The sequence below is a fragment of the uncultured Salegentibacter sp. genome, assembly GCF_963972535.1.
GTDB lineage: Bacteria > Bacteroidota > Bacteroidia > Flavobacteriales > Flavobacteriaceae > Salegentibacter.
The window spans coordinates 1-13,187 of record NZ_CAXAVR010000077.1 but is presented as its reverse complement, the minus strand read 5'-3'; the positions used below and the strand labels follow the sequence as shown (position 1 = coordinate 13,187).

13 protein-coding genes are annotated in these 13,187 nt (G+C 35.5%); 10 read left to right on the top strand and 3 right to left on the bottom strand.

What is annotated here, in order from left to right:
• Nucleotides 1–144 precede the first annotated feature (144 nt).
• Complete coding sequence (locus tag AACZ30_RS09855; RefSeq protein ID WP_339649102.1) at nt 145–750, top strand: phosphatase PAP2 family protein; 606 nt, start codon at nt 145–147, stop codon at nt 748–750.
• 191 nt (nt 751–941) lie between these two features.
• Nucleotides 942–1,733 carry a universal stress protein gene (locus tag AACZ30_RS09850; protein ID WP_339649101.1) on the top strand — a complete coding sequence of 264 codons (792 nt, stop codon included), beginning with the start codon at nt 942–944 and terminating at the stop codon, nt 1,731–1,733.
• Between the two features lie 32 nt (nt 1,734–1,765).
• Here the strand turns inward: AACZ30_RS09850 and AACZ30_RS09845 are convergent, their stop codons facing one another.
• Nucleotides 1,766–2,248 carry a PAS domain-containing protein gene (locus tag AACZ30_RS09845; protein ID WP_339649100.1) on the bottom strand — a complete coding sequence of 161 codons (483 nt, stop codon included), beginning with the start codon at nt 2,246–2,248 and terminating at the stop codon, nt 1,766–1,768.
• 717 nt (nt 2,249–2,965) lie between these two features.
• Here AACZ30_RS09845 and AACZ30_RS09840 point away from each other — a divergent pair.
• The 6 genes from AACZ30_RS09840 to AACZ30_RS09815 all read left to right on the top strand — a co-directional run bounded on the left by AACZ30_RS09840 (nt 2,966) and on the right by AACZ30_RS09815 (nt 8,464).
• The gene (locus AACZ30_RS09840) at nt 2,966–3,544 is read left to right on the top strand and encodes a Crp/Fnr family transcriptional regulator (protein ID WP_075327343.1); all 579 of its coding nucleotides are present in this window, start codon (nt 2,966–2,968) and stop codon (nt 3,542–3,544) included.
• 189 nt (nt 3,545–3,733) lie between these two features.
• A complete protein-coding gene (locus AACZ30_RS09835; RefSeq protein WP_339649098.1) occupies nt 3,734–4,435 on the top strand; it encodes a DsbA family oxidoreductase in 702 nt (233 codons plus the stop codon).
• A gap of 11 nt (nt 4,436–4,446) precedes the next feature.
• Nucleotides 4,447–5,097, top strand: coding sequence for an NAD(P)H-binding protein (locus AACZ30_RS09830; protein ID WP_339649097.1), 651 nt, complete (start codon nt 4,447–4,449; stop codon nt 5,095–5,097).
• Nucleotides 5,098–5,134: 37 nt separating this feature from the next.
• Nucleotides 5,135–5,707: a YceI family protein gene (locus AACZ30_RS09825; RefSeq protein ID WP_339649096.1), complete on the top strand. Its 573-nt coding sequence runs from the start codon at nt 5,135–5,137 to the stop codon at nt 5,705–5,707.
• Nucleotides 5,708–5,774: 67 nt separating this feature from the next.
• Nucleotides 5,775–6,608, top strand: a complete 834-nt coding sequence (gene ygiD / locus AACZ30_RS09820) for a 4,5-DOPA dioxygenase extradiol (RefSeq protein WP_339649095.1) — start codon at nt 5,775–5,777, stop codon at nt 6,606–6,608.
• A gap of 170 nt (nt 6,609–6,778) precedes the next feature.
• A complete protein-coding gene (locus AACZ30_RS09815; protein ID WP_339649094.1) occupies nt 6,779–8,464 on the top strand; it encodes a formate--tetrahydrofolate ligase in 1,686 nt (561 codons plus the stop codon).
• A gap of 100 nt (nt 8,465–8,564) precedes the next feature.
• Here the strand turns inward: AACZ30_RS09815 and AACZ30_RS09810 are convergent, their stop codons facing one another.
• Nucleotides 8,565–10,637 carry an amino acid carrier protein gene (locus AACZ30_RS09810; RefSeq protein WP_339649093.1) on the bottom strand — a complete coding sequence of 691 codons (2,073 nt, stop codon included), beginning with the start codon at nt 10,635–10,637 and terminating at the stop codon, nt 8,565–8,567.
• A gap of 421 nt (nt 10,638–11,058) precedes the next feature.
• On the opposite strand from AACZ30_RS09810, the gene AACZ30_RS09805 reads away from it, so the two are divergent.
• Nucleotides 11,059–11,499 carry a universal stress protein gene (locus AACZ30_RS09805; protein ID WP_339649091.1) on the top strand — a complete coding sequence of 147 codons (441 nt, stop codon included), beginning with the start codon at nt 11,059–11,061 and terminating at the stop codon, nt 11,497–11,499.
• A gap of 266 nt (nt 11,500–11,765) precedes the next feature.
• Entirely contained in the window at nt 11,766–11,969 is a 204-nt protein-coding gene (locus AACZ30_RS09800) for a dodecin family protein (protein WP_075327335.1), read from the top strand.
• A gap of 610 nt (nt 11,970–12,579) precedes the next feature.
• Here the strand turns inward: AACZ30_RS09800 and AACZ30_RS09795 are convergent.
• On the bottom strand, nt 12,580–13,187 hold a 608-nt coding region (locus AACZ30_RS09795; RefSeq protein WP_339649090.1), incomplete at its 5' end, for a HAMP domain-containing sensor histidine kinase.

Below are 13,187 nucleotides of genomic sequence, written 5' to 3'. Positions count from 1 at the left end.
CTCTAAAGGGGTATCTACTTAATAATAGTTTAACCTTTTAGAGCAATGTTTATGAAAAATTTAAAAAACCTTATTTTCTATAGTTAGAACCTGCACTTATTTTTACGAATTCACGCTATAAAAATAATTTTTTAAAACTAACTAATGATTTTTCAAAACTCTAACCTTCAGCAAAATGAGCCAAGTTATGTAATAAAGAAAATGTTTTTTGTCATTTTCTGTTGTATTTTTTTATTAACCACCAATAATACCTATGGCCAGTTTTTTGAAAAAGAAGATTCATTTATTGAAAAATCTGGAGATGCTTCGGTTATCTTGCTTCCAGTTTCGGCCTTTGCTACTTCTTTAATTTTAAAAGATAAAACCGGCTCCTGGCAATTTACAAAGGGGTTTTTACTCAATTTGGCAGTAACCGGCGCAGGAAAGTATTTAATAAATAAAGAACGGCCGCTGCAGGGTGGAGGTTATGCTTTCCCTTCTGGACATACCTCGGTTGCTTTTCAGGGTGCTTCATTTTTTCATCGTAGATATGGTTTTAAATATAGTATTCCTGCCTATATTCTTGCCGGTTTTACGGGATATAGTAGATTAAATGCGAAACGGCACGATGGCTGGGATGTGCTGGCAGGTGCAGCAATAGGAATAGGTAGTACCTTCTTTTTTACCACTCCCTATGAAGATCAACAAATGGAAATCACTTTTTCCAGTGGAGATGATGCTTATCTCCTGGGTTTTATATATACGTTTTAAACAGTAATTTTCGTTATTTATTTAGCTGGATTGGGAATACCGGGCGTGGGTTTATCACTAATTTAAGCCTGAAAATGAATGTATTAGCTTTTGTCTTCCCGGCAAAAAATTAGGAGAATGTGATTTTCATCATTTTTATAAAATTATTCTTGCTATAGGTTTGCATACTTACTGAACTAATTTACAGTGGTATGAATGTACTTATTTTGACAGATCTCTCTGAGGTAGCAAGAAACGCCGGAAGTTATGCAGTACAGTTTCTGGGCGATATTCCGGTGAATTTTTATATGCTTAATATAAGAGAATTTAATCCTGAAGCCAGCCTGGAAGAGGAAAAGAAGGAGCTTGCCCTAAGAAAGTTGCACCAAAGAATGGACGAACTTCAGGAAATAAGTCAGAATAAAGATCACAAATTTTTCGCTTTATATTCAGAAAGTGATCTCCTAACAGCCACTCGTAAATATGCCGATGAAAAAAATGTAGACCTTATTGTAATGGGGGCGGCTCATAAAGGCCACTCTCCCTTCACAATTATTGGTAACCACACTTATGAAGTCATAAAAAAAATAAGATATAATATTTTAGCGGTAGCTGAGCATTGCCAGTATAAACCTCTAAAGAAAATGATATTCCCAATAGCTTATTCCACTTCCCTAAACAAAGATGTTTTTGCCATCTTTAATAAACCACAAATAGCTGAAGGTGCAGCTTTAACCGTGGTAGAAGTAGGAGATCCCGCGAAGGGAGTAGACGTGGAAGCCGGAAGAGAAATTTTCTCTCAAATTAAGAACAGGAAAGTGAAAGTGATACCATTTAAAGATAAAAACATTTTTTCTGATGATAACCTACAAAAAATCCAGGATCGTTTTGATATGATCGTTATGATGGGAAAAAACCTCGGCTTATGCGATAGTTTTCTTCATACCAAGCGCGGCATTTATTCTAAAGTATCAAATTCACTTCCTATTCTGGTGCTACATTAAGTTAAAAACAATCTTTTTTCCAAATCCCATTATTATTTGCCTGCCCTTGTAAGCTCCCGGTAAAGAAATTCTTTCAGCTCCTGGTTTTCCAATTCTAATCTTCTGTTTTGTTCTAATAAGGAAGACTGCACTTCCAGTTCAATAAAAGTTACTATAAGTCCGTTAATTACTTCTTCATTTTCAGAAAAATAAGGTTGAATACACTTTAAGAATCTGCGTTCATCATTTATTTTAATTTCTTTTTTGAGCACGGTTTCAGTAATTAAAACACCTCTAATATTTTCAATAAAAGAGCTGTGTTTCATTTTTTCTTTAATCCCGCAAATATTCCTTTCTAAATGTTCTTTTTTCAGCTCAAAAAGTTTTCCAGCGGCCGGGGTAAAATCTTTTAAATATAATTCAGCATCAATAAAAAGTTGAGGAACAATAGAATTTTCAAAATACTGCTTTAAAAAATTATTCTGGATAGAACTATTGCGCATAGTATCTTCCTGAATTTTATGAGTAGAGATCATGATGTTACGATTATTGAATAAAACAAATTAGAGAATTCGGAGTGCCAGAATTCTGACAAACCGAATTCTCATTATAAAAATGCACGGGTAATTGTGGCTGGCTAAATCTTGTTTAGCCTTAGTTTAAATTAACCCCCGACTTTCCTTCTGCCTTTCATTTTCTTTTCTTCAAGTTTACGTGCAGCTTTTTCTTGTTTTCGTGCTTTTAAATCGACTTTTGAAGGTTTTAATTTTGTACCTCGCTTTGCCATTTTATTATAATTTTAATGTGAACAAAAATTTTAATTAAACACATGCCTGTAGTAAAACCTTTATATAGCGAGTTGGGTTTCCCGTTAAGGGAAATAATAAATACCTTGAGGCAAGCCTCAAAAATTTTTAAATCTCGATTATCGAGTAAGTTATAATTGAAATAAAGGATACAGATTACGTAAGCACACTCGCGAGTGCTTAATAAGTCGGAAAGATGATCTTAAGTTTAGAAAAAGCCTTGTTCATAGCTAAATCACTAAAAATTAAAATATTAACCCGCAATTTACAACCTTCTTTCATATAAACCAAAAAGAAAAAAATAAAGGCAAGAAAGAAGATTTGGAATGGGGCAGGGGGGAATCTTTAAATCCCAGAGGTGGAGTTTTAAGTTTAAAAATCTTCTTTTTGTACCTTTAGAATTGGTATTTTTAAATTATTAATCGGGAGTGAGAAATAGCAGTATTTATGGAGAGTCTTATTAAGAAAACTATAGAAAGGACCCTGGGTGAAGAAATTTCTTCAGAAATGCTTACCGATTTAAATAAACTATCTTTTGAAAAAACCTACGAGAAAAAGGAATATTTAGTTGAGGCCGGTAGCACCTGTAATTACCAGTTTTTTATTCTTGAAGGAGCTTGTTTTTCTTATTATCTTAGTGAAAGAGGCGATAAAAATGTTATACAACTGGCTATTGAAGAATACTGGATAACAGATGCTTCCAGTTATTTTAGAGGTACCGAAGCTGTTTCAACTATTGAGGCGCTGGAACCCACCAGGGCATTGCTTATTAATAAAGAAAACTTCGAAAAACTCTGCCGTATGCACCCGTTATTCGATAGGTTTTTTAGAATTTTACTCCAAAATTCCTTAGCTTCCTTACATACAAGAATTGCCAAAACCATTAGTGAAGATGCAGATCATAGATATAAAAGTTTTTCAAAACGCTATCCGCATTTTATTAAACGCATTCCCCAATATCTTATCGCATCTTACCTGGGAATTAAACCCCAATCTTTAAGCAGGATTCGTAAGAATCTCTATTAAACTCCCGGTTTATTAACATAGGTGAATTAATTTAATAAGTTTCTTAGCCATCTTTGTATATCTATTTTTTAAGTAACTTAAGAAGTAGAATTTTACTAATGCCTCATAGCAAAATAGGCTTGGTAAGTTTTTAGGATTTTTATCTCGATTATCGGGTAAAGTTTTTATTCAATATTATAAAAAATAAATATGAAAGTTAAAATATGGTCAGATGTAAGATGTCCTTTTTGCTACATCGGAAAGAAGAAATTTGAAGCTGCGCTGGCAAAATTTCCGCAGGAGAATAAAGTGGAGGTTGAATGGAAAAGTTATCAATTAGACCCTAATCTACAAACAGATCCTAATCTTAGCACCCTGGAGTATTTTGTTAAAACAAAAGGTGTAAGCGAAGCACAGGCAAGAGAAATGTTTAGCGGCGCAACCAATATGGCTGCTGAAGTAGGTCTTAAGTTCAACCTGGAAACTTCGGTTACCGCCAACTCGTTTATGGCGCACAGGCTTATTCAATTAGCTAAATCTAAAGGCCTGGGAAACGAAATTGAAGAAGCTCTGTTTAAAGCTCATTTTGAAAAAGCAAAAAATATAGATGATGCTGAAGTTTTACAGGAAATAGGTACTTCTATAGGGCTAAAAGCGGAAGAAGTAAAAAGCACCTTACAATCTGATGCTTTTGCTTATGATGTGAAACAGGACGAAATGGAAGCCCGTAATATTGGGGTAAGAGGTGTTCCGTTTTTTGTAATAGATGATAAATATGCTATCTCAGGAGCTCAGCCATCCAATGCTTTTTTACAAACCCTGAAGAAAGCCTGGGAAGAATTTAAACCGAAAAAAAATCAGTTGGAAATTTCTAAAGGAGATTCGTGTTCAACTGATGGAAATTGTGATTAAAAAATAGAATTATGAAAATAGCACTAATAGGCGCCACAGGTTTTGTGGGATCTGAAGTTTTAAAAGAGGCATTAGATAGAGGCCATGAAGTAACCGCCATTGCGCGTAATACAAAAAATATTGCTGAAGCCCATTTGCTTAAAAAAGTAGAAGTAGATGTGAAAAATATAGAAAAACTGGCTAACGCAGTTAAGGATAGTGAAGTTGTGATAAGTGCATTTAATCCGGGTTGGTCTAATCCTAATATTTATAATGAATATTTGGAAGGAGCCAAAGCTATACAACAGGCCGTAAAAGAAGCTGGTGTAAAGCGATTAATAGTTGTTGGCGGTGCTGGTAGCCTGTTTTTAAATGAAAGAACAAGGGTGATTGATTCTCCAAATTTTCCGGAAGAAATTAAACCCGGAGCAACGGCGGCCAGCGAATATTTTGAAATTCTTAAAAGAGAAAAAGAACTGGATTGGACTTTCTTTAGCCCTGCAATTGGTATGGCTCCCGGGAAACCTAAAAAACGTAGAAATACTTATAGAAAAGGCTTTGAAAAACCCGTATTTGATGAGGATGGGAAAAGCGCGTTATCTGTGCAGGATACTGCCGTGGTCCTGGTAGATGAAGCCGAGAATGCAGCACATATAAAACAACGCTTTACAGCAGCATATTAAACAATGAAACTTTATTAATTAATCTAAACTAAATATTATGAAACAAGTATTATCTTTTTTGTTTGTCGCTTTTTTAAGCACAAGCATTTTCGCACAAACAACCTGGAAAGCCGATCCGGCTCATACCCAGGTTTCTTTTGACATTGTACACCTTGGAATTGCCGAAATAGAAGGTCAATTTGGAGAATTTGAAGGCAGTATTACAGCATCTGAAGACGATTTTAGTAATGCTGAATACGAAATGGAAATAGATGTAGCCTCTATTAATACGGGTGTGGATAGAAGGGATGGTCACCTTAAAAGTGCTGATTTCTTTGATGTAGAAAACCATCCTAAGATGAGTTTTAAAAGTAATTCTTCAGAAAAAATTGGTGATAATAAATATAAAGTGACTGGAGATCTTACTTTTCATGGTGTTACAAAACCTGTTACTTTAGAGGTTTGGCATCGTGGTACGGTAGAAAATCCGCAGAGTAAAAATTTAACTTCAGGTTTTGCAATTACAGGAACCATAAAACGATCTGACTTTAATTTAGGAGCCGATTTCCCTGAGCCAATGCTTAGTGATGAGGTAAATATTGAAGTAGACGGAGAATTCATTAAACAATAAATATTTAGAGGAGGCTATAAATTCTGTTTAAAAAATTTAACAGCCTCCTCTTTTTAAAATAAATAGAATGTCAACCCTTTCAGATTTTAATAAATTCACAGCCAACCTGCCCAGGCAGGAGCAACCAATGCCCGTTTTGTTCATTGGTCATGGTTCACCTATGAATGGCATTCAGGATAACGAATTTAGTTCCGGTTGGAAGAAAATGGCTAAAGACATGCCTACTCCAAAAGCTGTTTTGGTAGTTTCGGCCCATTGGCTCACGAACGGAACCAGAATTACCAGTATGGAATTTCCCAAAACCATTCATGATTTTGGAGGTTTTCCGCAGGAATTATTTCAGGTTCAGTATCCTGCGCCGGGAAGTCCTGCAATAGCCCGGGAAACTAAAAACCTGGTAAAATCTACAGCTATTGTAGAAGATCATGATTGGGGTTTAGATCATGGCGCCTGGACCGTAGTTAGGCATATGTACCCCGAAGCAAATATTCCTATTTTACAACTTAGTATAGACCATAGTAAAGACGAAAACTATCATTTTGAGCTTGCTAAAGAACTCATGGAACTTAGAAATAAAGGAGTTTTAATTATTGGTAGCGGTAATATGGTTCATAATCTAAGAATGTTGGCCTGGGATAAAATAGAAGAACCGGGTTATGGTTACGATTGGGCTTTGGAGATGAATGATAAATTCAAAAAGTATATTTCTGAAGGTGATTTTAGTAGGCTTATTAATTATAAAAACCTTGGAGCTGAGGCGAAACTGGCCATTCCTACTCCAGAACATTATATTCCCTTGCTTTACACCCTTGGGCTCAAAGCTAAAAATGAAAAACTTTCCTTTTTTAATGATAAAGCCGTAGCGGGTTCTTTAACAATGACTTCAGTTAAAATTGGCTGATGCTGTTTCTTTCTAAAATAAATGTCTTTAAATTCTTAGCAGAAATATTCTAAAAAGAATTTCTGAATATTAAATCTCCGAAAACGTTTGAATATTTTCCTTTATACTGATGCCCGTCATTTTTCAACACTTCCTTTGCATATAATTTTGTGGTTATAAAAGCAGTAAAGATGATGACCACAACACCACTTACCGATCTTGAAATTGCTCAAAAGATTGAGTTAAAACCTATTACTGAAATTGCCAAAAAATTAGCCCTTGATGCTGAAGAAATTGAAATGTACGGAAAGTACAAAGCCAAACTTCCGCTAAATAGAATTAATAAAGAAAAGATAAAAAATAACAACCTTATCCTGGTTTCTGCAATTTCGCCAACTCCTGCTGGTGAAGGGAAAACAACGGTTTCTATAGGACTGTCTGAAGCTTTAAACCAACTTGGCAAAAAAACTACAGTAGTTTTGCGTGAACCTTCTTTAGGTCCTGTTTTTGGTATTAAAGGTGGTGCCACAGGAGGAGGTTTCTCCCAGGTTCTTCCTATGGAAGATATAAACCTTCATTTTACGGGAGATTTTTCAGCGATAGAAAAAGCTCATAATCTTCTTGCTGCCCTGGTAGATAATAATATTCAGTCAAAAATAAATAATCTGGGACTCGACCCTCGTACTATTTCGCTTAAAAGAGTGATGGATGTCAACGATCGTGCGCTTAGAAATATTGTAATTGGACTTGGAGGAACAGGATCTGGAATTCCGCGGGAGAGTGGATTTGACATTACTTCGGCTTCAGAAATTATGGCCATAATGTGTCTTGCCGAAAACCTATACGATTTAAAAGGACGTTTAGGAAATATTTTTATTGGTTATACTTATGGAAAAAAGCCAATTTTTGCACGAGATCTTAATGCTGAAGGTGCAATGGCGACCTTACTCAAAGACGCGCTTAAACCAAACCTGGTACAAACTATTGAAGGTAATCCCGCAATTATTCATTTAGGTCCTTTTGCAAATATTGCCCAGGGAACCAACTCAGTTATTGCCACGCGAATGGGGATGAGCCTTTCAGATTATACGGTGACCGAGGCTGGTTTTGGCTTTGATCTTGGTGCAGAAAAATTTCTTGATATTAAATGCCAAAGCGCTGGTTTGGCGCCTAAAGTGGTGGTAATGACCACTACTATTAGGGCTCTTAAGTATCACGGTGGAGCGGATTTAAAAACACTTACAATTCCTAATGTTGAGGCTTTAATTAATGGGATTCCCAACCTTGAGAAACACCTGGAGAATGCAAAATTGTATAATATAACCCCCGTTATTGCCATTAACAGGTTTTATAGTGATAGCGATGAAGAAATACAGGTTATTTTTGATTTGGCCCAAAAATTAAATATTAAGGTTGCTCTTTCTGATGGTTGGGCAAAAGGTGGAGCAGGAGCGTTAGACCTGGCGGCCAAAGTAATAGAAGCTATAGAAGAAAATAGTTCTGATTTTAAACCCCTGTACAAATGGGAGCAGGATGTGGTGACTAAAATTGAAACTATTGCGAAAAAAATATATGGGGCTAATAGGGTAGAATTTTCACCTAAAGCAAAGAAAAACCTGAAGACTATTTTAGATCTGGGACTGGAAGAATTGCCAGTTTGTATTGCAAAAACTCAAAAATCATTATCAGATAATCCGGCGCTATTAGGAAGACCAACAGGATTTACACTCACTGTTAGGGAGATTGAAATTGCTGCCGGTGCAGGCTTTCTTATTCCTATAACCGGTGATATGATGCGAATGCCGGGATTACCAGTACATCCCGCTTCAGAAAATATAACAGTAGATTTGGAAGGAAATATTTCGGGGCTGGTTTAAGGGCAAGATCTATTTTTTTCAAATAAAAAAACCTTCCGGTATTCGCCGGAAGGTTTTTAACTTTCTAAAATGTTTACTCTATAACGGGATAAAAATGCGCTTAAACAGTTTTTTCTACAGTTTTTGTAAATAATTCGCCTGCTTTCAGTCTTCGGTTGTATTCCTTTAGGTCATTTCTAACTTCACCGGACATTATATATAGGCCAATAATATTAGGGAAAGACATAGTTAAAATCATCATATCAGAGAAATCAAGCACAGCTCCCAGCCCTACTGAAGCACCAATCACTACAAAAACCAGGAACATAGATTTGAAAACCAATTCGCTCCTGTTGGTTTTTCCGAATATATAAGTCCACGCGCGTAGCCCGTAATAAGACCAGGAGATCATAGTAGAAAATGCAAAGAGAAAAACCACAATACTCAACACATAAGGAAACCATGGCATCACGGTAGCAAAGGCTCCAGAGGTAAGTTGAACCCCGCCAACGCCCTCTACCTCGTGCATGCCGGTAAAAATAAGAACAAGTGCAGTTAAAGTACAGATGATTACTGTGTCTATAAAAGGTTCAATTAACGCTACATAGCCTTCAGAAGCTGGATGCCTGGTTTTTCCGGCGCTGTGAGCTATTGCCGCCGAACCAACTCCAGATTCACTGGAGAATGCAGCCCTTTGAAATCCTACAATAAGTACGCCTATTACTCCACCTGTTAAGGCTGTTGCATTAAAAGCACCATTATAAATCGCAGAAAATGCTGCACCTATATTTTCAAAATTTACACCAATAACCACAAGCGCAGAAACCACATATATTAGAGCCATTAAGGGAACAATCTTCCCGGTTACTTTGCCTATACTCTCAATGCCACCAAGAATAACTAAACCTACAAGGCCTGAAAGAGCGAGGCCAAAATAAAAACCATTTCCTTCCATAAATTCAAACTGACTGGCAAGAATCTCGAAAGATTGATTGGCCTGAAACATATTCCCTCCACCTAGTGTTGCTCCGATACACAGTACTGCAAAGAAAACAGCCAGAACTTTCCCAAAACCTTTCATATTTCTTCGTTCCAGCCCGTGTTGTAAATAATTCATAGGACCACCAAAAATCTTTCCTTCTTTATTAATAACCCTATATTTAATTCCAAGGGTACATTCCACAAATTTTGAGGCCATACCTAAAAGTCCTGCGATAATCATCCAAAAAGTTGCTCCGGCTCCTCCCAAAGATATTGCGATAGCCACACCGGCAATATTTCCCAATCCTACGGTAGCAGAAACTGCGGTTGCCATGGTTTGAAAATGAGTGATCTTACCCGGGGCGGTAGGATCATCATATTTTCCGCGTGCCAGGTCTATAGAATGTTTTACCCCTTTAAAATTGATAAAACCCATTTTAACGGTAAAAAATGCAGCACCAAATATTAACCAAATAACTATAAGAGGAATATTATGGGTTTTTGGGTCTCCATTTGGGTGAGTAACCGGCAGGGGAGTAGGGTATTTTATTTCGGCTAAATTATGAGCGCCTGTTTTAATAAGATGATCGCTGTTATTGGAATCGTAAATTACATCTCCGGCTTTGGTTAAGTGTTTTAGATTTCCGCTTGTAGTGGCATAAATATTTAAATCTCCTTTATTTTTGGAATTTACTATGGCAATAAGATCTCCTTCATTTACATTCTTCCCTTCATTAACTTTCCATTCCTTAAGTAAATAGCGATCATTTACCGATGGACTCCAACCCGGGATGGGCACTTTAGCAACTTCAGCATACACTACAGGATCATAAATTCCAAATGCGGTAAACGGGTCCCAGAATAAGAAATTCCCCAGACTTTCTACCAGCGGAACAGCAGCACCATTAAAATGTTCGGTAATTGCTTTAGGCTTAATTTTAAACTCACGGGTAAGAGTGGCACCTTCACTATCTGTGATCTTTACTTTATAAGGAATTCCTTCGGTAAGACCGTAAGCCGATTTTGATTCAACCCCAGTATTTTTATCAGACCATTTATAGGTATAGGGAGGTTGCCCACCTGAAACCTCCAAATCAATAAATCCGTCATTAATTAAATTAGAAATATTTCCAGCTTTAGCATCTACCTTAAGTTGCTGGGCATTTAAAATTGAAAGCGGAAGTAAAAAGATTAAAAGAAAATATTTTTTCATAGTTTAATTTCTAAATTTGAAACTCCACACCGCTAAAAAACAGCGTTTCTTCCTAAAGAAATCATCGGGTTTGCTTTTACGTATTTTAATTTAATCTTTGGATGAAAACGAAGTGATAAAAAAAGGGAAAATCATTCAAATTAGAAGAAACTCTTGGTCACCTTATTTTCATTAGGTAGATAAAATTATAAAATAAGAAAAGCATAAGCTCCCGTGACCGCCGAGAAGAAAAATAAAATGGTTTTCAGCCTGATTTTATTTTTTATGAAATTTGAAAAATTAGCTGTAAATATAAGGTATAATCCTTAGTTAGAAAAATTGAAAAACATACATTTAAATTGGAAAAGATTAAGGTTGCTTCTCAAATATTTTAGAAGCGCATAATTTTTTCCTATTTTTAGTTTCTTAAACCTGCCATAACATGAAGAACATTTTAGTAGCCGTAGACCGTAAAAATGATGCTGATTTACTTATTTCACATGCGGTTAATATTGCTAAATTAACAAACGCCAAAATCTGGATAATTCACGTAACTGTAGCTGATCCTGATGATTTTCTTGCCCGGGAGGCCGGACCTCAATACGTTTATGAAAAGAGAGCCGAGGACCGAAAAAAAGAAAAAGCTACCATAGAAAAGTGGGCTGAAGATGTTGCAAAAGATCATAATATAGAAGTTGAGGGCCGTATAATTGAAGGTTCTGTAATAAAGTCTATTAAAAAGTTGGTAGATGAGTGTAATATTGATTTGGTAGTTGCCGGCCACAAGAAAAAAAACCTTGTGTATGGCTTGTTTACCTCAAACAAGAAAAAAGATCTTATAGACGAACTTCAAATTCCATTATTAGCAGTCCCGCTAGGATAGATTTCGCACGTCCTTAGAAAATAATGCGATTTAGCTCTTAAATTAAAGTTAAGTGCAAGATCGCTTTGTTTTAATTTAAAAAGTTGGATTGTGGGTTTCTATCGTATTCCTAAACACGCTTTGAATCTGTAGAGGAATTTTCTAAAAAAATAGTCTTTTAATTTTTTTAGGAAGAAAGATTTAAGTCCATGTTATAATTTGTTAAACCTTTTCTATAGGCTAACTTGTTCATTAACTTTAAGATATAACCATAAAAACAAAAAATTATGAGTATTGTAAAAGTTATTGAAGTAATTGCAAGTTCAACAGAGAGTTTTGATGATGCAACCAGAAATGCTCTTGCAGAGGCTTCTAAAAGTGTAAAAAATATAGAATCGGTTTACGTGAAAGAGATGCACGCGAATGTGATTAATAATAAAATTGCTTCGTATGCAGTGAACGCGAAGATATCATTTAAAAAAGAGAGCTAAATTTAGTTCGTTTGAATTTTGGGGAAGTAGTTTATTAATTAAACGCTTCCCCATTTTTATGTTTACTTCCCATTCAAAGCCCCTAAAATCCTAAATTTCTATATTATTTGAATTTGTTTTCTCCTGGAAAATTATACAGAATTTTACTAAGAATATATCTCCATTTTATTACAAAGTTGATTAATACAGGATTTCCCCCGTTTCAAAAATGTATTAATAGTTTTAAATTAAAGGTGAACTTTTTTGAATAATAACTTTAGAATATGGTGGAAAATTACCTTTAAAAATTCTGGACAAATTATTTTGAATGCTAAAAGCTTCAATAATATCTTTTCAGTAAAATAAGTTTTTACCACTACTTTTTTATAGCGATTTTCTATATAGGTTCTATGTCTAACCTTAATATTTGTGCTATGAATCCTTTTTATATTTTTTTGGAGAATTACAAAACAGCCACATCAGGGTTTCATTTTCTGGCTAAACTATTTATTTTATTAATTCTGGCCTGGATAGTAGTTGCGGCTATTTTTGCAGTATTAGGAACTCTTAACCTAATATTTTAGGCTGCTATTTTATAAAGTAACTAAGATAGCTTTTTGGCTGTCCCGGATTAGCTTTGCGCCGGCATCACAAAACTGAAAACAGTTTCTTTGTCTGAAGAGCTTACTTTTATCTCTCCATTGTGTGCTGCCGCAATTTCTGAGGCAATATAAAGCCCCAGGCCTAAACCTTTTTTGGGCTCTTCTCCTTCAAGACGATAAAATGGTTCAAATAATTTTTCCCTTACTTCTTTAGGGATTTTCGTCCCATTGTTAGTAATTTCTAATTTAAACTCTCCATTTAAACATAGCGCTTCAAGTTCTATAGATTCATCTGGAGTACCATGAGTTACTGCATTTCCTAAAAGGTTAGAACATAATTGTGCAATACGGTCTGGATCACAATTTACCGGATTTTCTAATTGAATCTTAGAAGAAATTTTCTGTTGGGGAGAAATAATTTTTAATTCATTAATCACCTGTTTCAATACCTCTTCCAGTTTTTTAGAATCGGCAGTTTTATTAAGCTTTATACCTTCTCCAAGGCGGCCTCGGGCAAAATCTAAAAGGTTATCTATTAAACCTTCCATCCTGATGCTGGTAGATTTAATAAGGGAAGCATTGCGCTTTACAATATCTTCCTTACTAAATTTCATTAAAATTTCAGCACTCATCCGCG

Bases quoted from the DNA above. Each gene is read 5' to 3' on its own strand.
- AACZ30_RS09855 (WP_339649102.1), top strand. From the start codon at position 145: ATGATTTTTCAAAACTCTAACCTTCAGCAAAATGAGCCAAGTTATGTA.
- AACZ30_RS09850 (WP_339649101.1), top strand. From the start codon at position 942: ATGAATGTACTTATTTTGACAGATCTCTCTGAGGTAGCAAGAAACGCC.
- AACZ30_RS09845 (WP_339649100.1), bottom strand. From the start codon at position 2,248: ATGATCTCTACTCATAAAATTCAGGAAGATACTATGCGCAATAGTTCT.
- AACZ30_RS09840 (WP_075327343.1), top strand. From the start codon at position 2,966: ATGGAGAGTCTTATTAAGAAAACTATAGAAAGGACCCTGGGTGAAGAA.
- AACZ30_RS09835 (WP_339649098.1), top strand. From the start codon at position 3,734: ATGAAAGTTAAAATATGGTCAGATGTAAGATGTCCTTTTTGCTACATC.
- AACZ30_RS09830 (WP_339649097.1), top strand. From the start codon at position 4,447: ATGAAAATAGCACTAATAGGCGCCACAGGTTTTGTGGGATCTGAAGTT.
- AACZ30_RS09825 (WP_339649096.1), top strand. From the start codon at position 5,135: ATGAAACAAGTATTATCTTTTTTGTTTGTCGCTTTTTTAAGCACAAGC.
- ygiD (WP_339649095.1), top strand. From the start codon at position 5,775: ATGTCAACCCTTTCAGATTTTAATAAATTCACAGCCAACCTGCCCAGG.
- AACZ30_RS09815 (WP_339649094.1), top strand. From the start codon at position 6,779: ATGATGACCACAACACCACTTACCGATCTTGAAATTGCTCAAAAGATT.
- AACZ30_RS09810 (WP_339649093.1), bottom strand. From the start codon at position 10,637: ATGAAAAAATATTTTCTTTTAATCTTTTTACTTCCGCTTTCAATTTTA.
- AACZ30_RS09805 (WP_339649091.1), top strand. From the start codon at position 11,059: ATGAAGAACATTTTAGTAGCCGTAGACCGTAAAAATGATGCTGATTTA.
- AACZ30_RS09800 (WP_075327335.1), top strand. From the start codon at position 11,766: ATGAGTATTGTAAAAGTTATTGAAGTAATTGCAAGTTCAACAGAGAGT.